This window comes from Halomonas organivorans, assembly GCF_014192055.1.
Classification (GTDB): Bacteria; Pseudomonadota; Gammaproteobacteria; order Pseudomonadales; family Halomonadaceae; genus Halomonas; species Halomonas organivorans.
This window is the reverse complement of record NZ_JACHXM010000016.1, coordinates 67,212-87,491: the sequence shown is the minus strand read 5'-3', so window position 1 is coordinate 87,491 and position 20,280 is coordinate 67,212. Positions and strand designations below refer to the sequence as shown.

Genomic DNA, 20,280 nt, shown 5'->3' with positions numbered 1-20,280 from the left:
GCTTCCAGCTTCCAGCTTCCAGCTTCCAGCTTCCAGCTTCCAGCTTCCAGCTTCCAGCTTCCAGCTTCCAGCTTCCAGCTTCCAGCTTACGGCTCCTCTTCCATCCCCTGCTCGCGCAGCGCCAGCTGCCAGCCGCCCAGGTCCTTGTAGCGGTTGACCATGGCGCAGAACAGTTCTGCGGTGCGTTCGGTGTCGTAGCGCGCCGAGTGGGCCTCGCCGTTGTCGAAAGCGATGCCGGCGGCGCGGCAGGCGCGGGCCAGCACGGTCTGGCCGTAGACTAGGCCGGCCAGCGAGGCGGTGTCGAAGCTCGAGAAGGGGTGGAAGGGGTTGCGCTTGATCCCGCAGCGCTCCACGGCAGCATTCAGGAAACCATGGTCGAAGGCGGCATTGTGGCCCACCAGCACGGCGCGGGTGCAGTTATTGGCCTTGATCGCCTTGCGCACGGGACGGAAGACCTCGCCCAGTGCCTCGGACTCGTTCACCGCCACCTGCTGGCGAAGCGGGTCGTCGAGGCGGATGCCGGTGAAGTCCAGGGCGGACTGCTCGACGTTGGCCCCTTCGAAGGGGCTGACGTGGCAGGCGTAGGTGGCATCGGGCATCAGGTTGCCCTCGGGGTCCATGGTCAGGGTCACGGCGGCGATCTCCAGGATCGCGTCGGTCTTGGCATTGAAGCCGCCGGTCTCCAGGTCCACCACCACGGGCAGGAAACTGCGGAAGCGTTGTGCCATGAGTTCGCGGGCGGCCACCTCGCTCATGCACCTCTCCTTGATCGGGTAACGGTAACGGGTTGTCTCGAAACGCGAGAGTCTAGCAGTTCAGGGCCGATGCGTCCCGTCGGGCCGGTATTCGCGCAAGGCTCGGCGCGCTATAATCCCCCTTTTACGTCGATCATCGAGAGGAGCCCCAGCATGTCCGATGTCAAGAAGGTCGTGCTCGCCTATTCCGGCGGCCTGGATACGTCCGTCATCGTCAAGTGGTTGCAGGAAACCTACGACTGCGAAGTGGTGACCTTCACTGCCGACATCGGCCAGGGCGAGGAAGTCGAGCCGGCCCGCGCCAAGGCGGAAGCGCTGGGCGTCAAGGAGATCTACATCGAGGACCTGCGCGAGGAGTTCGCCCGCGACTACGTCTTCCCGATGTTCCGTGCCAATACCATCTACGAGGGTGAGTACCTGCTCGGCACCTCCATCGCGCGCCCGCTGATCGCCAAGCGCCTGATCGAGATCGCCAACCAGACCGGCGCCGACGCCATCTCCCACGGTGCCACCGGCAAGGGCAACGACCAGGTGCGCTTCGAGCTCGGCGCCTACGCGCTGAAGCCGGGCGTCAAGGTGATCGCCCCGTGGCGTGAGTGGGATCTCAATTCCCGCGAGAAGCTGATGGGCTACTGCCAGCAGCATGACATCCCGGTGGACTTCACCAGCCAGAAGAAGAAGTCGCCGTACTCCATGGATGCCAACCTGCTGCACATCTCCTACGAGGGCGGCAACCTCGAGGATCCGTGGACCGAGGCCGAGGAAGACATGTGGCGCTGGAGCGTCTCCCCGGAGGCCGCGCCGGACACCCCGACCTACGTCGAGCTGACCTATGACCGCGGTGACATCGTGGCCATCGACGGCGTGCCGATGAAGCCCCACGAGGTGGTGTCCAAGCTCAACCAGTTGGGCGGCGACAACGGCATCGGCCGTCTCGACATCGTCGAGAACCGCTACGTGGGCATGAAGTCTCGCGGCTGCTACGAGACTCCGGGGGGCACCATCATGCTGCGCGCCCACCGTGCCATCGAGTCGCTGACCCTGGACCGCGAGGAAGCCCACCTCAAGGACCAGCTGATGCCGAAGTACGCCGAGGTGATCTACAACGGCTACTGGTGGAGCCCGGAGCGTCGCGCCCTGCAGGCCGCCATCGACGAGACCCAGAAGAACGTCTCCGGTGTGGTGCGCATGAAGCTCTACAAGGGCAACGCCACCGTGGCCGGCCGCAAGTCCGACGCCTCGCTGTTCGACGAGTCCATCGCCACCTTCGAGGACGATGCCGGCGCCTACGACCAGAAGGATGCCGAGGGCTTCATCAAGCTCAACGCCCTGCGGCTGCGGATCGCCGCCGGTAAGGGCCGCCAGCAGGACTAAGACTTGTCTGAAAAGTGCCTGCGCTCGGCTATACGGCGTTAAAAATCCGGTCAAACTGCTCATTTACGACCAGTAAACTCCGCGTTTTCCCGGATTTTTGCCTTGTCTAGCCTTCGCTCGTCTACTTTTCAAACAGTCTAAGGAAACGCTGATTTATTGCTGCGGCTCGCGACATAAATCAGTCGTTTCCTGGAAATCTGCATGAGTCGGCGCTGGTCTGGCCGGCGCTCTTGATCCAGGAGGCTTCGATGCTGAAGAAACTGCTATCCGGCCTGTTCGGCCAGGGCGAGACGACGCCTGCCGCCGCCCCCGAGGGCGAGCCGGTGAACTACCAGGGTTACCTGATCGTGCCCCAGGCCGAGAACATGGGCGGCCAGTTTCGCGTCAGCGGCTGGATTCGCAAGCCCCGCGGTGAAGGCGAGGAGATGCTCGAGCACCGTTTCGAGCGCTCCGACGTGGTGCCCGGTCGCGAGGCCTGCGATGCGCTGATGGTCAGCAAGGCCGAGCGTCTGATCGACGAGCTGGGCGACGACCTGTTCGATCCGCGCTGAGCCTCTGTTCGACGCCTCAAGGACGGCGCCTCCGGGCGCCGTTTTTTGTGCCTGACTGTTCGATATCAAGTTCCCGGAACGCCGACATTGCTAGGCTCTTTACGAAAACGGTCTGCGCTTGCCCATACGGCGTTAAAAATTGGCTCGTGCGCGAGCCCGGTCCGTCTTTTCACCGATTTTTGCCTTGTCTGGCCATCGCTCGCCGACTTTTCGTACAAAACCTAGGCTGGAAGCGACCCAGCAAACGGAATGCCGATGCGCCTACTCCATCGTGCCTCGCCCTGGCGGACGCTGTTCGCCGACGGCGCCGTGCCTGACCGGGAACGGCTGTCGACGCTGCTCGCCCCGCTGTGCGAGGCCGTCGACCGACTGGGCCCGTCGCCGAGCCTGGCCGAACTCCATGCCTGGCAACGCGAGCTGGTGGATGTTCTTTCGCGCCTCGAGCTGCCTGCCTGGCGTATCAGCCAGTTGATCAGCGACCACAACGACGCCCTCTATCGTCGTGCCATCGAGGCGTCGCTCGCCGAGATGCGTGGCCAGGGCTGGGGCGAGCCGCCGGTGGCGTTCTGCGTGCTGACGCTGGGCTCGGCGGCTCGCCACGAGAGCCTGCTGGCGCCGGACCAGGATAATGCCATGATCATCGCCAACTATCCGGATGCTCGTCATGGCGAGATCGATGGTTTCTTCCAGGCCTTGGGTGAGCGCTTCACGGAACGCCTGGATGCCGCCGGCATCCCATTGTGCCGCGGCCATGTCATGGCGCGCTGGCCGATGTGGCGCAAGCGTCTCGTCGAATGGCAGCGGCAGCTGGAGATCTGGACCGCCGAACGGCGGGTCAAGCGGGCACAGCAGGCCAGTATCCTGCTCGATGTCGCGCCGGTCTACGGTAACGCCGACCTGGCCGAGGCCCTGCGTGCGCACGTCTCGGCGCTGCTGCCCCGCGCCGGGCTGTTCGTCGACGAGCTGGCCGCCTTGCTGGAGGAGACGCCGGCGGCGGCGGAGCGCTTCGGTCGCCTGGTCGCGGCCCGGCGGGATGATCGTCCGCATCGCCGAGCCCTGGACCTCAAGCATCAGGGGCTTCTGCCGCTGGTGAATGCCGTGCGCCTGCTGGCCTGGTGCCATGGTGTCCAGAGCGTGGAAACCCGTAGCCGGCTGGTCGAGCTGGTGGCGTCGGGAGCGCTGCGTGCCGACCGGGCGGAGGCGTTACAGCGGGCCCACGGCCGCATGCAGGCGCTGTTGCTGGACGCTCAGCGGGCCGATCTTGGAATGGGCAGGGCGGCAGGAGATTGGATCGATCTGGCGACCCTGGACGAGGCGGGTTACTGGCTATTGCGCCATGACATGCGCCTCGTGAGACGGCTGGGCGATTTCGCGGCCAGCGCCGCCCGGCAGGGGCGGCGCTAGTGCTTCGTCGGAGGTCGAGCATCCCCTCGGACCACCGGGGCGACCCGGGCGCCCTGGCGCTTCAAGTAGCCTCCGGAACAGGGCGTCGGCCCGGTCGCGAGTCGATGGCAGCATGTGGTTGGCATCCGGGGGGCTGGTGACGATGGGGTCAGAACGCCTCCCACTCGGGTTCGGGCGCCTCGCGGCGGGCCGGGCGCCGGGATGCCGGGAGTGTCGTCGCGGTCCGGGAGCTGGGCAGTGGCTCTTGGTACGGCGCGGCCAAGTACGCGTCGGTGGCGTCGTCGCCGAGGATGAACTCGGCCATCAGGGCATCGAGGCGCTGGGCATTGTCCCGCATGGTCTCGGCCAGGCCGGCGTTCTGGCTGACCATGCCGGCATTGCGCTGGGTGACGGTATCCATCTCCGCCACGGCGGTGTTGACCTGCTCGATACCGGTGGTCTGCTCGCGGGTGCCCGCGGTGATCTCACCGATCACGTCGGCGACCTGGGTGATGCCTCGATGAATTGCCTGCATCTGCTCGGCGGCGCCCTTGACCAGGTGGTTCCCCTCCTGGGTGTGGCGCGCCGAGGTGTCGATCAATTCACGAATGTCGCGGGCGGCCTCGGCGGAACGGCTGGCCAGGTGACGGACCTCACCGGCCACGACCGCGAATCCACGCCCCTGTTCGCCGGCCCGTGCCGCTTCCACCGAGGCATTGAGCGCCAGGATGTTGGTCTGGAAGGCGATGGAGTCGATCAGGCCGATGATTTCCCCGATCTTGGCGGCGGAGTCGGTGATGGCGGCCATCTTGGCCTCGACCTCGCTCATCGCCCGGCTGCCGCGCTCGGTGGTTTCTGCGGCGTTCCGCGTCAAGCCATTGGCCTGCTCGGCGGCCTGGGAAGTGTGGGCCACCGTGGAATGGATCTGCTCCATGGAAGCGGAGGTTTCCTGCAGGTTGGCGGCGGCCTGCTCGGTACGCGATGACAGCTCGTGGGTGCCATCCGCCATTTCGCTGGCTCCGCCCAGTACCTGGCGGGCGTTGCCGCGCACCTGCCGCAGGGTGTTCTGCATGCGTTCCACGAAGGCATTGAATTGCACCGCCAGCTCGCCCACCTCATCGCGGCTGCGTACGTCCAGGCGACGGGTCAGGTCGCCCTTGCCCTCGGCGATATCGGCCATGGCCAGGGCGGTCTGGCGGATCGGCGACAGGGCGCGGTGGGCGGTGAATCCGAGGATCGCCAGCAGCACCGCCAGGATCACGATGCCGGCGAGCAGCAGCGAGCCGAGCAGTTCCCGGCTCACCGCCGTGAAGATGCGATCCGGCACCATCATCGCCAGGGTCCAGCCGGTGCCGGGTACGGCGGTCCAGAATACGGTGCTGGGCTGGCCATCCGGGGTGACGATGCTGCCGTGTCCGCTGGGCTCATCGAGCATGCTGCGGCCCACGATGTCGCCGTTCTCGAAGCCGTAGCGCCCCATGTCGGTCACCTTGACGTTCATGACCAGCTCCGGGTTGGGGTGGGCCACGATAGTGCCGTTCCCATCCAGCAGGTAGCCGTAGCTGCCGTCTCCCATGGAGATGCGCGAGGTGATGTCGGTCACCGACTTCATGGTCAAGGGCGCCCCCAGCACGCCCAGCCGCTGGCCGTCCTCGTCGAACAGCGCCTGAGCGAAGATGGCGATCGGCTCTCCGCTGACCTTGGACATCATCGGCTCGGTGAGTACCTGGTCGGCGGTGCCGTCGGTGACCAGGGTGCGGAAGTAGCCACGCTGGCGAATGTTGACGGTATCGCCGTCGTTGGTCACGACGTTGCCTTCCCGGTCGGCCAGGAAGACGCTTTCCAGTCCTGCTTCTCCGGTGTGGCGGGTCGCCAGCCAGCGTTGCCTGTCGGCCAGGGACGTCATGTCCGGCAGCCGTTCGTCGCGCACCAGGCCATTGAGCCATTTGTGATAGCCGCCGATCCATTGGCCGATCTCGCCGGCGCGCGCTTCGAGCTGTCGGTCCCCGGCGCTCTTCATCAGCGCCGGCACCTGGGCGTTGAGCTGGGTACTGATGATCAGCCCCAACGTCACGCAGGCCACCAGCAGCGGAACGATGAGAGCGACGAGGAGTTTCTGTGTCAGGGAGAGTCGGGAGAGCCAGTTCATAGTATGCCTTCGATAAGCCGACGATCGGGTGCCGTCGACACCCTTCCGTTTCTCCTGGCGTCAGCGTGTCCCGGCAGGCGAGGGAAGGGCGCTTGGACCCTGATGGGAGAGGCGGAAGCCCATGCTGGCGGCTTCGGCCCCAGCTTCCTATCGGCCGAGCTGGCAGGGACTTGAGCGCTGCGGTGGGTCAGGCAGCGGCGTGCGGCGCTTCCGGCAGCTCCATCACCAGGCAGGCGCCGCCCAGGGTAGGAGCATCCTCGACCCATAGTCGGCCGCCCAGGTGGGCCACGATGCCGCGCGAGATCGGAAGCCCCAGTCCGCTGCCCCGCGGGCGGCCGCGCTGTGCGGCGTCATCCGGGCGCTGGATCTGGTGGAATTTCTCGAACACGCGCTCGCGCTCTTCTTCTGCAATGCCGGGGCCGTTGTCTTCCACGGCCAGTCGATAGTGGCGCTTGTGACGCGCCAGCGTCAGACGCACCCGGGGCGTGGTCGCGTCGGCGAACTTGCCGGCGTTGTCGAGCAGGTTGATGATCACCTGTTCCAGCCGGTCGGGATCGCCGATGACCGGTGCCTCGTCCACTTCGATGGCCACGTCCAGCACGATGCCGTGCTCTTGCTGCGGATGTTGCACCGCCTCGATACCGTGTCGGGCCAGGGCGGCGAGGTCGAGACGTTCGGGATGCAGCGTGAGCCTGCCGCTTTCCAGGCGAGCCAGGTCGAGCATTTCCTCGATCAGCCGCGACAGCCGCTGGCTCTCGCGCACTACCACCTCGAGAAAGTGCTCGCGCTTGTCATCGGGCAGGTCGTGATGGTCGCGCAGGATCTCGGCGAAGGCCCGGATCGAGGTCAGCGGTGTCCTCAGCTCGTGACTGACCATGGCCACGAACTCGTCCTTTAGCCGATCGAGCTCGCGCAGCCGCGTGTTGGCCTGGCGCAGCTCTGATCCGATGCGTTCGAGCTCGCGAGACTTCTGCTCCAGCCGTCGGTTCATCTCCAGGGTTTCGGAGGTGGTATCGAGGATGCTCAGTAGCGCCGGCAGGTCCAGCGCCTCGCCGCGCACCACCGAGTCGATCAGCACCCGGGCCGAGGCGCTGCCCAGGGCGCCGGCCAGGGCTCGCTCGGCGCGAGCCACCAGCGCTGCCGGGGCCGGCTGATCGGCACCTTGTTCCGGTTCGCCGGCGAATACCCGGGCGCTGGTGGCCGCGCCCAGGTAGCGATCGAGCAGTGCGCGCAGCTCGCCGCGAGGGGTCTGCCCATGATGCAGCGAGGCTTGGTCGAGTCGCGGATGCAGCGCTTCGGTGAACAGCGCGGCCTGGGTCTGTTCAAGGGGCGATTGACGGGTGAACAGCGAGACGCCGACCAGCAGCCCGACGTTGGCGACCAGGCTCCACAGCAACGAGTGGGTGTAGATATCCCAGCCTTCCAGGCCGAACATCGCATAGGGTCTGAGCCAGTCGATGCCGAAGGGGCCGTGGGCCAGGAAGCCGGCGTCGAGCCAGCCGGACTGGGCGAAGCCCGGGATCAGCAGCGTCCAGGCCCACACCGTGAAGCCGCCCGCGAGTCCCAGGCCGGCGCCCAGCCGGTTGGCACCGCGCCAGTAAAGACCGATGAGCAGCGCCGGGGTGAACTGGGCGGCGGCGGCGAAGGACACCAGGCCGATGGTGACCAGGCTGTAGGCATCGCCCACCAGGGCGTGATAGCCGTAGCCCAGCAGCAGGATGGCCAGGATGGCCAGGCGCCTGACGCCGAGCACCCAGCCGGCCAGCGCCCCCTGGCCGCCGCGGGACAGTCGGCGCGAGCGCAGCAGCAGCGGCATGACCAGCTGGTTGCTGACCATGGTGGACAGCGCGATGGTCTCGACGATCATCATGCCCGTCGCCGCGGACATGCCGCCGATGAACACCAGCAGCGGCAGGCCTTCGGCGCCGGCGGCCAGTGGTAACGTCAGCACCACGCTGTCCGGATCGCCGCCGGTGTCGCCCAGCAAGCCGGCCAGCGCAATGGGAATCACGAACAGGTTGATGGCCAGCAGATAGAGGGGGAACAGCCAGGCCGCACGGGTGATGTGTCGCTCGTCGACGTTCTCCACCACCATCACCTGGAACTGGCGGGGTAGCCCCAGGAAGGCCAGGAAGGCCAGCACCAGGGTCCCGACCCAGCCCAGCGCGCCCCCGGGCACCGCCGACAGGCCCAGGATGTCGGTCAGCGCCGGGGTCTCGGCGACCCGGGCGAACAGCTCGGCCGGGCTGCGGTAAAGCACGAAGACGGTGAAGACGCCCACGGCCAGGAAGCCGGCCAGCTTGACCAGCGACTCGAAGGCAATGGCCGCGACCATGCCCTCGTGGCGCTCGCTGGCGTCCAGGTGGCGAGTGCCGAACAGGATGATGAATACCGCCAGCACCAGGGCGACCCACAGCGACTTGTCGGCCCAGAAGGGAGCGCTGTCGAGGCGCTCGCCGGCGGCTAGCGGGTAGTCGACCAGCACCGCATAGCTCAGGGTGATCGCCTTGAGCTGCAGGGCGATATAGGGCGTGATGCCGATCAGCGCGATCAGTGCCACCAGGGCGCCGAGCCCGGCACTCTTGCCATAGCGGGCGCTGATGAAGTCGGCGATCGAGGTGATACGCTGGGCGGCGGCGATGCGCACCATCTTGCGGGTCACGAACGGTGCCAGCAGCATGGCCAGCGTCGGCCCCAGATAGATCAGCAGGAAGCTGGGGCCGCTCTCGGCCGCCCGTCCGACGCTGCCGTAGAAGGTCCAGGCGGTGCAGTAGACGGCAATCGACAGCGCGTAGATGGTGGGCGAACCGATGATCGAACGGCCCTGCTCGGCGCGACGGTCGCCCCAGGCGGCGATCACGAACAGCAGCGCCAGGTAGCCGAAGGCGACCGCCAGGACCGTCAGCTCGTTACGCATGACCGCTCATTCCCCGCGTCCGCCTTCCAGCAGCCAGCCGGCCAGCGCGATCACCCCGCCCCAGGCGAGGAAGACATACAGCGGCAGGGCGCCCGGCCCCATCCGCTCGGCCACCAGCAGCAGTGGCGGCGTGAACAATGCTATGGCCATCGCGATCAGGGCAACCAGGCGTTCCTTGCGGCGTGGCGACATCATGAGGCGCTGGCATCCTCCCGGTCGAAGGCGCTGGCCTGCAGGCTCAGCAGCTCACCCAGGGTGGCGATGCCGCGGGCCTCGAGCCGCGGCAGCAGGGCCAGCCACAGCTCGGCGGTGACCCGGGCGTCGCCGAGCGCGGTGTGGCGGCTGCCTGGGGGAAAGCGCAGGCCGTAGCGTTCGGCCAGCGAGTCCAGGTCGTGGCCGTCGAGGCTCGGGTCCAGTCCGCGCGAGATCAGCAGGGTATCCAGCACCGGGATATCGAAGCGCACCCCGCTGTCCGGCGGCTGCAGGGCCAGCAGATCGAAGGCGGCGTTGTGGGCGAGCAGCACGGCGTCACCCAGGTAGTCGCGAAAGCGCGGTAGTGCCACGCTGGCGGGCGGCGCCCCCGACACGTCGGCATCGGTAAGGCCGTGGATGGCAGTGCTGGCCGAGGGAATCGGGCGGCCAGGATCGACGCGCAGGTCAAAGGTCTCGCGGGCCAGCAGCCTGGCATTGACGATGCGACAGGCGCCGATGCTGATCAGCCTGTCGCCGCGGCGCAGCTCAAGGCCGGTGGTCTCGGTATCGCAGGCCACGACCTCCAGGGCGCGCAGCGGCCGGGCGGCGAGCTCGGCGTCCGGTGGCGGCAGCTCGGCGATGCCGAAGTCGTGGAACTCCGGGCGCGGCGGGGTGCGCGGACCGGGCGCCCCAACCCGCTCCAGCGCCGGCAGCGGCAGGCGCAGCCTCGCCTGGCGCCCGTTGCCATCGGCCAGGCTCCAGGCGTCGCTGGCATGCTGGCGCAGCACCTCGCCGAGGGTCGGGGCGAGCGGCAGGGCCTCGAGGCGTTCGCCCCGCCAGGCCGACAGATCGCCCTCGGACAGTGGTGTGCCCTGCCAGCAGAGATCGAGGTAGACCCGCTTGTTGCCGAGGCAGGCCTCAGCGTCGAACATGTCGGCGCCGGTATGGGCGGCGAGGCGCTCCAGCAGCCGCGCGAGCACCTCGAGCAGTGCAGGGGCGTCTGCCTTGAGCCAGGCCGGCATGCCGACCGGGGTCAGCTGCAGGCCGCCAGCGGATAGCCGCTCGGCGAGTGCCGCCCAGAGATCGTTGGACCACAGCGGGGTCAGGCGCTCGGCCTGGTGTTGCAGGGCGTCCAGGGTTTCGCCCAGTCGCTCCAGCCGTTCGGCGAGCCCGCGGCCTTCCTCCTCGACCACCCACGCCAGGCGGCGACGCAGCTGGTCGTTGTCGGTGCCGGACAGATGGCTCAGCGCATCGGCGGCGCTGGTCAGGCCGGCGCCGTGGCGACGCAGCGCGGGCAGCAGCCCGGTCAGGGTCGCGCCGGCGCTCAGCTCGGTGGCCCAGGCGGCGGTGGCGTCCACCAGCGTCAGCAGCGTCTCGCCCTGGCTGTCGGGGATGCGTCGCAGCGTGGCGCGCAGCCAGTGCTCGCCGCAGGGCACCAGCACCTCTCGCGGGCTGCCGTCCTCGGGCAGCTGGCGCAGTGCATCGTGCAGGCTGGCCGCGGGCAACAGCGCGTCCAGCCGCTTGCCGAGGCCGAGCCCGGGAGCCTCGCCGAACAGCGTCTCGGCGGCGGGATTGAACAGCAGCAGACGGCGATGGCGGTCGCAGAGCAGCAGCGGTGTCTCGAGTACCTGCAACAGGGCCTCGAGCTCCTGTCGAATGCGCGCCGCGCTGCGTGCGCCCTCGGTGCGGGCGGTGGCCAGTCGGGAGCGATCGTCGCGCCAGGCCTCGCGGATGCGCACCAGGTCGGGCCCCAGGCCTTGCAGCCAGCCCTCCGGCGGGTCGTCGTCCCGGGCATCGGGATTGGCCACCAGGCGTGCCAGTTGAGCCTGCAAGTGACGCAGCGGGGCGAACAGCCGCTGTTCGAGGAGCCAGCCGACCAGCAGGATGGTGCCGCCGCCGGAGAGGCTGCCTAGCCATAGCGTCCAGCGTGCCGCTCCCCGGGGCTCGAGCAGGCCATCGAGCCACAGGGCGAAGAGCGCGCCACCCAGCAGGCTCACGCCGCTGAGCAGCAGCCACAGGCCAACCAGGGTCTGGCGGCGCGGCGGTCCGCCTCGGCGTGCGCTCATCGCTCGCCCTCGTCGAGCAGGGCCTTGACCTTGTCGACCAGCGTGCGAGTCGAGAAGGGCTTGGTGACGTAGTCGTCGGCGCCGAGCGCCAGCCCCTTTTCGCGTTCCACTTCACGGCCGTGGGCGGTGAGCATGATGATCGGCAGTCGGGCCAGGGCGGGATCGGCGCGCAGCCGTTCCAGCACGTCGAACCCGCCGATGCCCGGCAGGCTGATGTCGAGCAGCACCAGGTCTGGAGGCTCGTCGGCGACGCGGGCCAGGGCCGTCTCGCCATCCTCTGCGGTCATCACCTCGAAGCCGGCTTCCTGCATCAGGAACTCCAGTGACAGGACGATGTTGGGCTCGTCGTCCACCACCAGCACCTTCGTCATCTCGCTTCCCTCCTGGCGGTTGGGCGGTCTAGTGCACCGTGATGTCTCCGAGTCTAGTGAGCCCTCCCGGCGCGGCAAAGACGACCTTGGCCCAAGCCGTTACACTGGACGCCCATCGACAGGGAGGCCGATCCATGATTCGCGTGCATCATCTCGAACATTCCCGTTCCCAGCGGGTGCTGTGGTTGCTCGAGGAGCTCGAGGTCGACTACGAGGTGGTCGTCTACCGGCGCGATCCCGAGACCTGGCTGGCCCCGGCATCGCTGAAGGCCGTGCATCCGCTCGGCAAGTCGCCGGTGATCACCGACGAGGCGCGGGGCGGCAGGGCCATCGCCGAGTCCGGGGCGATCATCGAGTACCTGCTCGAGCATCACGACCTCGACGGGCGTCTCGCGCCGCCGGCCGGCAGCGACGCGCGGGAGCGCTATCGGTTCTGGCTGCATCACGCCGAAGGGTCGGCGATGCCGCCGCTGGTCATGCGCCTGGTGTTCTCGCGGCTCGGCAAGCCACCGGTGCCGGCCCTGGTGCGGCCGCTGGGGCGCCAGTTCGCGCAAGGCGTCGAGAAGAACTTCCTGGGGCCGCGCATCACCGAGCTCAGGGACTTCTGGGAGGCCGAGCTGGACGGGGCAGCCTGGTTCGCCGGCGAGGCCTTCTCGGCGGCGGATATCCAGATGAGCTTCCCGCTGCTGGCGCTGGAGAGCCGCGGCGGGCTCGAGGCGACACCGCGATTGCGCGACTTCCTGGCCCGCTGTCGCGAGCGGCCGGCCTATCAGAGGGCCATCGAGCGGGGCGGGGAATTTTCCCTGGGAAAACACTGATGGATTGCTGCGCTCGATATGCTGGCCGCCAGCGGTACTCAACATCCTCATTTACTGACGTGTAAACTCCGGTGTTTGCGTTCCGGTGGCGACCAGCCTTTCTTCGCTCGCGACATCAAGCAGTGTTTCCCTCGCCGGGGGGGCGCGATTAGCGGAGTAGCCGCTCCTTGAGCCACGCATCGGCGAGCCCCAGCCACTCGTGCAGGGCCCGGCTGCTCTGATGCAGGTGGTAGGCGCTGGGGCGCCAGGCGGCGAGCCCCTTGGGCGGCGGGCTGGCGAATCCGGTGGGAGCCGGCGTGACCGTCAGGCCGGCGCGTTCGAATTCGGCGCTTGCCCGAGCCAGATGCCAGGCCTGGGAGACCAGGGCGACACGCTCGATCCCCTCGGTGGCGAGTATCGCGGCGCTGTAGCGGGCATTCTCCGCCGTGTCGGTGCTCCTGTCCTCCGTCCAGCGTACCGGGACGTCGAAGACATCGCGCAGGGCGGCGGCCATCAGGCCGGCTTCGGAGCCGCGCTCGTCGGCGTGGACGCGTCCGCCGCTGACCAGGATCGGCAGGCCGCTCCGGCGTTGCAGGTAGGCACCATAGGCCAGGCGACGCCAGCTGGCATTGGACGGGGCGTCGCCCCAGCCGAACTCCGGGGCGTCCACGTCTCTGCCGCCGCCCAGGATGACAATCGCCTGGGCGTCAGCGAGCCGGGGCTCTTGAGCCCTTTCGTCGTCGGGGCGGGGGTCTTCCGGCTCCGCATCCGTGGCCAGCGGCGGCGGCTCCAGGCCTTCGCGCAAGGCATGGCTGATCGTCGGCGTGGCCAGCAGTACCAGGCCGCCCAGGCCGAGGACCACCAGCAGCCCGCCGATCAGGTGCAGGCGCATCCATAGCAGGCCGCCGACCAGGATCAGCCAGGCGTTGAGCAGCGGAGGCAGCAGCAGGGATTCGAGGAGTGCCATGGCGTGTCATCTCGTGTGGGCGGCAAGCCGGCGGTCGACCCGCCCAGGCCTTGGCGAAACCGCGCTACGCGTCGCACCGGCACTGAAGCCGATGTCGGCCCGGCGAGCGCTTGGCGTCGTGTGGCCTACAGCTTAGCGGCTCGCCGGGCATGGCCATGGCCTCAACAGCGCCTCAGATCTCCACCTTATCGGGATATTCGCAGAGATCCTCGATCACGCAGCTGCCGCAGCGGGGCTTGCGGGCCACGCAGGTATAGCGACCGTGCAGGATCAGCCAGTGATGGGCGTCCTGGCGGAATTCCCTGGGTACGTGGCGCATCAATTTGTTTTCCACCTCGACCACATCCTTGCCCTTGGCGATGCCGGTGCGGTTGGAGACCCGGAAGATATGGGTATCCACGGCGATGGTCGGCTCGCCGAAGGCGGTGTTGAGGATGACGTTGGCGGTCTTGCGCCCGACACCGGGCAGCGCCTCGAGCGCCTTGCGGGTGCGCGGGACCTCGCCATTGTGCTGGTCCATCAGTATGCGGCAGGTCTTCATCAGGTTCTCGGCCTTGGTGTTGTAAAGACCGATGGTCTTGATGTGCTCCTTGAGGCCGTCGAGGCCCAGCGCCAGGATGGCCGCCGGCGTGTTGGCGACCGGAAAGAGGCGGGCGGTGGCCTTGTTGACGCCCACGTCGGTGGCCTGGGCCGACAGCAGGACCGCGGTCAGCAGCTCGAAGGGCGTCGACCAGTTGAGCTCGGTGGTCGGCTCGGGATTGTGCTCGCGCAGGCGGGCGAAGATCTCGTGGCGTTTGTGGGCGTTCATGGCGGTGTCGGACGGTTCAGTGGGCGGCGGGGCCGTTGCTGGCCCGGGCCTCGGAGAGCATGCGCTCGGCGCCGGCAAGCTGGTCGCGGGCCGCCTCGATGGCGGCGGCGTCGCCCTGGCGTTCGGCATGGGCCAGCTGCTGGCGGGCGCGACGCCTGGCCTGTTCGGCGGCGTTGATCGCGAAGCGGCGCTGTCGCTCGTTCCGGCTCGGGGCCTGAGCGCCGCCGGCACCTGGCAACTGCCGATCGACCTCGGCCAGGCGCTCGCGGAGTTCGGCGTCGCGACGCTCGAGCTCGGTTCGCTGGGCGGGGGAAAGATCGCTCGCCTGGCGCTGGCGATCCAGCCGTTTGAGGCTGGCGGCGAGGCTGATACGGCTGGCGCGCAGGGCGCTCGACGAGGCCGCTGGCGGTTGCCGGGAGGCTGTCGCCAGGGGCGCGGGCGACGTGCCTCGTCGCTCGGCCCGACGCCGGCGTTTCTCCTCCGCCTCGCGGTCGAGCCTGGCTCGGCGGGCCTCGAAGCGCTGTCGGCCGCGTGCGGCGCGTCGGGCCAGGTAGGCGTCCTGCTCGTTCTCGGTGCGGGCGGCCTGCCAGGCCGGATGCGGCAGCAGATCGATGCAGTCGACCGGGCAGGGGGCTACGCACAGCTCGCAGCCGGTGCACTCGGCTTCGATCACCGTATGCATGTGCTTGGCGGCGCCGAGGATGGCGTCCACCGGACAGGCCTGGATGCACTTGGTACAGCCGATGCACTCATCCTCGCGAATCCGCGCCACCAGGGGCGACTGCGCCGGTTGCTCCAGCGGCACCGCGGCACGGCCGGTCAGCTCGGCCAGTCGCGCGACGGTAGCCTCGCCGCCGGGGGGGCAGCGGTTGATCGCTTCCCCTTCGGCGATGGCCTTGGCGTAGGGCCGACAGCCGTCATGGCCACACTTGCCGCACTGGGTCTGCGGCAAGGCAGCGTCGACGGCCTCGATCAGCGTGGGCTGGTCCATCCCTGACTCAGCTCACTCGCTGGCCGGGCTGGGCGCCGGAATGGGGCTCCAGAAGGTAGATGCCGTCGTCGTCGCCGGCGGCCAGCACCATGCCTTCGGAGACGCCAAAGCGCATCTTGCGCGGCGCCAGGTTGGCGACCATCACCGTCAGGTGGCCCTCCAGGGCCTCCGGCGCATAGGCCTTGCGGATGCCGGCGAAGACGTTGCGGGTCTCGCCGCCCAGGTCCAGCGTCAGCTGCAGCAGCTTGTCGGCGCCCTCGACGTATTCCGCCTTGGCGATGCGGGCGATGCGCAGGTCGACCTTGGCGAAGTCGTCGAAGGCGATCTCGTCGGCGATGGGGTCGTCGGCCAGCGGGCCCTTGGGGGTTTCCTTGAGCTTCTGTTCTTCCACCAGATCCTCCTTCGATGCCTCGATCATGGCATCGATGCGGTCGCGCTCGACGCGGGTCATCAGCGGCTTGAACTTGGCGATCTCGTGATCGAGCAGCAGTTCCTGCCGGCTGCTCCAGTCCAGCGAATCGAGCTTCATGAAGGTGCGGGCGCCCTCGGCCATGGCGGGCACCACCGGTGCCAGGTAGACCATCAGCTGACGGAACAGGTTGATGCCCACCGAGCAGATGTCGAGCACCTCTTGCTCTCGGCCTTCCTGCTTGGCCAGCACCCAGGGTTCGGCCTCGGCGATGTAGGTGTTGGCCTCGTCGGCCAGCTCCATGACTCGGCGCATGGCGCGGCCGAACTCTCGGGCCTCGAAGTGCTCGGCGATCTCGTCGCCGGCGGCCACGAAGCGGGCGACCAGCGACGGCTCGGCGCAGTGGGTCGAGAGCCGTCCTCCGCCGAGCTTCTTGATGAAGCCCGCACAGCGGCTGGCGATGTTGACCACCTTGCCGACCAGGTCGGCATTGACGCGCTGGGCGAAGTCCTCGAGGTTGAGATCCAGGTCGTCGACGCCGGAAGTCAGCTTGGCGGCGAAGTAGTAGCGCAGGTACTCGGGATTCAGCTGCTCGGCGTAGGTCGCGGCCTTGATGAAGGTCCCGCGGGACTTGGACATCTTGGCGCCGTTGACGGTGACGAAGCCGTGACAGTTCACCGCGGTGGGCGTGCGCAGCTCGGCTCCGTGCAGCATCGCCGGCCAGAACAGCGCGTGGAAGTAGACGATGTCCTTGCCGATGAAGTGGTAGACCTCGGCGTCCGAGCCCTCGCGCCAGTAGGCGTCGAAGTCGATGCCTTCGCGGTCGCAGAGGTTCTTGAAGCTGGCCAGGTAGCCGATCGGCGCGTCCAGCCACACGTAGAAGTACTTGCCCGGGGCATCGGGGATCTCGAAGCCGAAGTAGGGCGCATCGCGGGAGATGTCCCACTCGTTGAAGCCGGACTCGAACCACTCCATCAGCTTGTTGCGGATCTGGGGCTGGACATGGTCGTCGCTGATCCAGCCCTGCAGGAAGCGCGCGAAGTCGGGCAGCTTGAAGAAGTAGTGGGTGGAAGTCCTGACCTCGGGGGTGGCCCCTGAGATGGCGGAAACGGGATCGATCAGCTCGGCCGGCGTGTAAGTGGCGCCACAGGCTTCGCAGTTATCGCCGTACTGGTCGTCGGTCTTGCACTTCGGGCAGGTGCCCTTGATGAAGCGGTCGGCCAGGAACAGGCCCTTGACCGGATCGTACATCTGTTCGATATCGCGGGTGGCGATATGGCCCTTGTCGCGCAGCCGGGTATAGATCAGCTCGCTGAAGTGGCGATTTTCCTCGGAGTGGGTCGAATGGTAGTTGTCGAAGGCCACGCCGAAGCGCGCGAAGTCTTGCTGGTGCTCCTGGCTGACGCGGTCGATCAGCGCCTGTGAGGTGATGCCCTCCTGCTCGGCGCGCAGCATGATGGCGGTGCCGTGGGCATCGTCGGCACAGACGTAGTGGCAATCGTGGCCACGGCTCTTCTGGAAGCGCACCCAGATGTCGGTCTGGATGTACTCCAGCAGGTGGCCCAGGTGAATGGCGCCATTGGCGTAGGGCAGGGCGCTGGTGACCAGGATCTTGCGCGGGGCGGTGTTCGACATGGTGGCTCTGAGGTTCCCGTAAGCGTGGAACACGGCGGCCGACTCGACGCCTGGGCGAAGTCGAGGCCGCCATGCGAAATGTCCGTGAAATCAGGCACCAGATTGTAGCATCTTCGGCGTCGCCTGCACCCGTTCGGCCTCGCCCGGTCGTCGTGCGGAGGCTAAGCTGGCAATAGCGGCCCGTGAGCCGCGCATCCCGTCACGGTCCGGGGACGGGGCCTCGCCTCGCGGTGGCTGGCGATCCTCCCGGCACCCGGCGTTCCATGGAGACAAGACGCCATGTCCCGTTATCGCACTCCCCTGTGGATGGGGCTCATTGCGCTGTTGGCCGGCTGCAGCGGCGGCGCCATCGCCCCGAACTATACCAGTGAGAACCCCGACATCATGCGGATCGGCAACCAGCGCCCTGCCGACCCCCAGGTCACCGTCGAAAGCCTGGGCTCCTACTGTCTCGAGATCACCGAGACCTGGAGCGAACAGGGTGACACGCCCGACGGCCAGAAACTCTGGGCCTTGAGCACCCAGCGCAAGGTGGTGCCCTGTCAGTAGGGGGCGTGCCCGTTGGGTTGTCGCCAGCGCCGGATGGGAAGAGGCTAGCGATGATCAACCTGTTGCGCTTCCTGCCCGTGGACATGGACCGGGAGCACTTCGAGACCCTGCTGGAGGCGGATCGCCTGCGGGTCGAACTCATCGTGTCCCGAGGGCAGGCATCGCCGGAACAGGGCTGGTATGACCAGGCCCTGGACGAGTGGGTGGTGGTGCTGACGGGGCAGGCGAGGCTGGCCTTCGAGGATGAAGCGAGGGAAGTGTCGCTGGGGCCGGGGGACCATCTGACCATTGCGGCCCATCGGCGCCACCGGGTGACATGGACGGCCCCGGACATCGAGACCCGCTGGCTGGCGATTCACTTCGCGGCGAGCGGCGATGCCTCTCCCCTCGACTAGTGCCCTGGGGCCGACGGCACGCTCTGCGGCGGCGCGTCGGGCCTCATGGGGTCCTCGATCGGCTGGCAGGGCGACGCTTCAGCGCGTGGGCGAGTGCCGATAGACGCCGAAGTGGCGCAGGCCTCGGTCGGCCAGGTGCAGGGCCTGCATGCGGCTCATCACGCCCTGGTCGCAGTACAGCAGGTACTGCTTGTCGGCGGGGAGGTCGGCCGCCTGGTCCTGAAGTTCGTAGAAGGGGATATGGATCAGCGGAATGCGCGGCAGCGCAAGGGGAGCCGCTTCCTGCTCGTCGGCGCGGCGGATGTCGATCACGCAGGGAGCATCCAGGTGTCCCAGCGCTTCCGGCGAGTCGACCGTCATTACCTCGGGAAGCGGGGCCTCTCGCTCGAGCACCTGGTCGATGCGCATGACCTCGGTGGCCTGGATGGCTTCTTCCAGCACCCGCTCGTCGAACTCGGCCTCGGCGGCGTGCACGTCGCCCAGCGGAGCCTTGTTGTGCGGGCGGCGCGAAATGACCCCGCAGTACTCGGGCATGGACTCGGCGAATCTGGCCGTGCCGATCATCCTTGCCCGGTCGATGATGTCCTGCTTGTCGTCGGTCAGCACCGGCCTCAGGATCGGCAGGGTGCTGGCGTCGTCGATCACCGCCAGGTTGCTGAGGGTCTGGCTGGATACCTGGGCGATGGCGTCCCCGGTGACCAGCGCCGGTATCCGCAGGCGTTCTGCCATCCGCCCGGCGACACGCATCATCATGCGCTTGAGCACCACCCCCATCAGGCCGTCGGGGATCGAACGCAGGATTTCGGCGACCACGCCCTCGAAGGGTACCGAGACGAACTTGACCTTGTGTGACACGCCGTAGCGTTCCCACACGTGGTGGCTGACGTCGCGCACCCCGGCCTCGTGGGCCGGCCCGCCCAGGTTGAAGAACAGGAAGTGCGTCTTGACGCCCCGCCGGATCATCTTCCAGGTCGCCACCGGCGAGTCGAAGCCGCCCGAGATCAGCGACAGCGCCTGGCCCTGCACGCCCAGCGGGTAGCCACCGAGCCCCTTCCAGCGAGCCCTGATCACCTGAAGGCGACGATCATTGAGCTCCACCGGCACCACGACCTCGGCGTGCTTGAGATTGACGCGAGCCGTCGGCGACGCCTCGAGCAGCTTGCCGCCCAGATAGCGCTCGATGTCTGCCGAGGTGAAGTCATGTTCGCCGCGGCGCTTGGCCTGGACGCGAAAGCTGCGACCGGCGATCGCCGGGCTCCACAGCGGCACGATGTGCTCGGCGGCCTGCTCCAGCGAGTCGAAACGGACTTCCTCGGTAGCGAGGATCTGCTGGATGCCGGGGATGCGCGTCAGGCTATCCTCGATGGCGGCCGTGGTCTCGTCGGCGAGCCCCTCGGGCAGGCGAACACGGATGGCGTCCCATTGATCCTTGACCCTCACGCCCTGATCGAGGCGGCGCAGGGTGTTGCGGATATTGGCCGTCAGGCAGCGCGTCATCTGCTGACGCACCGAACGGGATTTGATGGTGATTTCGGGATGGAGTTTGAGCAGGTAGAGCATGCGGGGCGGCGTTGAAAAAGTGTCGCGGCATTATATCAGCTGCCGCGGCCGGGCGCAGTCAATGGGGAGGCGGCGATGCCGCGAAGCGCTTCGCCTCCCCGAGTGGTTCGAGAGAGGGGGCTGGGTCAGTAGAGGGCCTGCTCTTCCCTGACCACTTCCTTGAGCAGTTCAAGGAACAGGCGATCGGCCTCCGAGTGTTCCTTGGGGTCTTCCGGGATATGCACGCTGGTGGTATCGGATATCTCGTTGGCGATGCGCGCCATGACGTCCGTCTGGTCGCCCTCGCCGAGGCGTTCCCGGGCGATCGTCAGGGACTGTTCCAGGATCTTGGGATCTTGCAGCAGTTTCTTGATGAAGCTGCGTAGTTCATTGATGACGCGAGTCTTTTGGATTTCCGATGAGGACATGCCG

Annotated in this window: 18 protein-coding genes; 6 read left to right on the top strand and 12 right to left on the bottom strand. The window is 67.7% G+C overall.

Features of this window, described 5'->3' with window-relative positions; all coding sequences use genetic code 11:
- Nucleotides 1-86: 86 nt before the first annotated feature.
- Nucleotides 87-755: a ribonuclease T gene (gene rnt, locus FHR96_RS14680; RefSeq protein ID WP_183388436.1), complete on the bottom strand. Its 669-nt coding sequence runs from the start codon at nucleotides 753-755 to the stop codon at nucleotides 87-89.
- Between the two features lie 153 nt (nucleotides 756-908).
- Here rnt and FHR96_RS14675 point away from each other — a divergent pair, with 153 nt between their 5' ends.
- From FHR96_RS14675 to FHR96_RS14665, 3 genes are all read left to right on the top strand, one after another.
- The gene (locus FHR96_RS14675; RefSeq protein WP_183388435.1) at nucleotides 909-2,129 is read left to right on the top strand and encodes an argininosuccinate synthase; all 1,221 of its coding nucleotides are present in this window, start codon (nucleotides 909-911) and stop codon (nucleotides 2,127-2,129) included.
- A 248-nt stretch (nucleotides 2,130-2,377) separates the two neighbouring features.
- The gene (locus FHR96_RS14670; protein ID WP_183388434.1) at nucleotides 2,378-2,680 is read left to right on the top strand and encodes an HlyU family transcriptional regulator; all 303 of its coding nucleotides are present in this window, start codon (nucleotides 2,378-2,380) and stop codon (nucleotides 2,678-2,680) included.
- A 255-nt stretch (nucleotides 2,681-2,935) separates the two neighbouring features.
- Entirely contained in the window at nucleotides 2,936-4,084 is a 1,149-nt protein-coding gene (locus FHR96_RS14665; RefSeq protein ID WP_183388433.1) for a DUF294 nucleotidyltransferase-like domain-containing protein, read from the top strand.
- A gap of 148 nt (nucleotides 4,085-4,232) precedes the next feature.
- On the opposite strand, the gene FHR96_RS14660 is transcribed toward FHR96_RS14665, so the two are convergent.
- The 5 genes from FHR96_RS14660 to FHR96_RS14640 form a co-directional block, all read right to left on the bottom strand.
- Nucleotides 4,233-6,212, bottom strand: coding sequence for a methyl-accepting chemotaxis protein (locus FHR96_RS14660; RefSeq protein WP_183388432.1), 1,980 nt, complete (start codon nucleotides 6,210-6,212; stop codon nucleotides 4,233-4,235).
- A 187-nt stretch (nucleotides 6,213-6,399) separates the two neighbouring features.
- Nucleotides 6,400-9,129, bottom strand: a complete 2,730-nt coding sequence (locus FHR96_RS14655; protein ID WP_183388431.1) for a sensor histidine kinase — start codon at nucleotides 9,127-9,129, stop codon at nucleotides 6,400-6,402.
- 6 nt (nucleotides 9,130-9,135) lie between these two features.
- Nucleotides 9,136-9,324, bottom strand: coding sequence for a hypothetical protein (locus FHR96_RS14650; protein WP_183388430.1), 189 nt, complete (start codon nucleotides 9,322-9,324; stop codon nucleotides 9,136-9,138).
- A complete protein-coding gene (locus FHR96_RS14645) occupies nucleotides 9,321-11,387 on the bottom strand; it encodes an exonuclease domain-containing protein (RefSeq protein ID WP_183388429.1) in 2,067 nt (688 codons plus the stop codon). Before FHR96_RS14645 ends, FHR96_RS14650 begins: the two co-directional genes overlap by 4 nt.
- Nucleotides 11,384-11,758: a response regulator transcription factor gene (locus FHR96_RS14640; protein ID WP_183388428.1), complete on the bottom strand. Its 375-nt coding sequence runs from the start codon at nucleotides 11,756-11,758 to the stop codon at nucleotides 11,384-11,386. The genes FHR96_RS14645 and FHR96_RS14640 overlap by 4 nt, the downstream gene beginning before the upstream one ends.
- 134 nt (nucleotides 11,759-11,892) lie before the next feature.
- Here FHR96_RS14640 and FHR96_RS14635 point away from each other — a divergent pair, with 134 nt between their 5' ends.
- Nucleotides 11,893-12,576 (top strand): glutathione S-transferase family protein, encoded by a 684-nt coding sequence (locus FHR96_RS14635; RefSeq protein WP_183388427.1) that lies wholly within the window; start codon nucleotides 11,893-11,895, stop codon nucleotides 12,574-12,576.
- A 148-nt stretch (nucleotides 12,577-12,724) separates the two neighbouring features.
- Here the strand turns inward: FHR96_RS14635 and FHR96_RS14630 are convergent, their stop codons facing one another.
- The 4 genes from FHR96_RS14630 to metG form a co-directional block, all read right to left on the bottom strand.
- The gene (locus tag FHR96_RS14630) at nucleotides 12,725-13,522 is read right to left on the bottom strand and encodes a YdcF family protein (protein ID WP_183388426.1); all 798 of its coding nucleotides are present in this window, start codon (nucleotides 13,520-13,522) and stop codon (nucleotides 12,725-12,727) included.
- A 172-nt stretch (nucleotides 13,523-13,694) separates the two neighbouring features.
- Nucleotides 13,695-14,330, bottom strand: coding sequence for an endonuclease III (gene nth / locus FHR96_RS14625; protein WP_183388425.1), 636 nt, complete (start codon nucleotides 14,328-14,330; stop codon nucleotides 13,695-13,697).
- A gap of 16 nt (nucleotides 14,331-14,346) precedes the next feature.
- Nucleotides 14,347-15,321, bottom strand: a complete 975-nt coding sequence (locus FHR96_RS14620; protein ID WP_183388424.1) for an RnfABCDGE type electron transport complex subunit B — start codon at nucleotides 15,319-15,321, stop codon at nucleotides 14,347-14,349.
- Nucleotides 15,322-15,328: 7 nt separating this feature from the next.
- Entirely contained in the window at nucleotides 15,329-17,365 is a 2,037-nt protein-coding gene (gene metG / locus FHR96_RS14615; protein WP_183388423.1) for a methionine--tRNA ligase, read from the bottom strand.
- A gap of 279 nt (nucleotides 17,366-17,644) precedes the next feature.
- On the opposite strand from metG, the gene FHR96_RS14610 reads away from it, so the two are divergent.
- Complete coding sequence (locus FHR96_RS14610) at nucleotides 17,645-17,914, top strand: hypothetical protein (protein ID WP_183388422.1); 270 nt, start codon at nucleotides 17,645-17,647, stop codon at nucleotides 17,912-17,914.
- A 50-nt stretch (nucleotides 17,915-17,964) separates the two neighbouring features.
- A complete protein-coding gene (locus tag FHR96_RS14605; RefSeq protein WP_183388421.1) occupies nucleotides 17,965-18,309 on the top strand; it encodes a cupin domain-containing protein in 345 nt (114 codons plus the stop codon).
- Nucleotides 18,310-18,387: 78 nt separating this feature from the next.
- Here the strand turns inward: FHR96_RS14605 and thiI are convergent, their stop codons facing one another.
- Both thiI and FHR96_RS14595 read right to left on the bottom strand, forming a co-directional pair.
- On the bottom strand, nucleotides 18,388-19,869 hold the full coding sequence (gene thiI / locus FHR96_RS14600; RefSeq protein WP_183388420.1) for a tRNA uracil 4-sulfurtransferase ThiI: 1,482 nt from the start codon (nucleotides 19,867-19,869) through the stop codon (nucleotides 18,388-18,390).
- Between the two features lie 125 nt (nucleotides 19,870-19,994).
- On the bottom strand, nucleotides 19,995-20,276 hold the full coding sequence (locus tag FHR96_RS14595; protein WP_183388419.1) for a hypothetical protein: 282 nt from the start codon (nucleotides 20,274-20,276) through the stop codon (nucleotides 19,995-19,997).
- Nucleotides 20,277-20,280 lie beyond the last annotated feature (4 nt).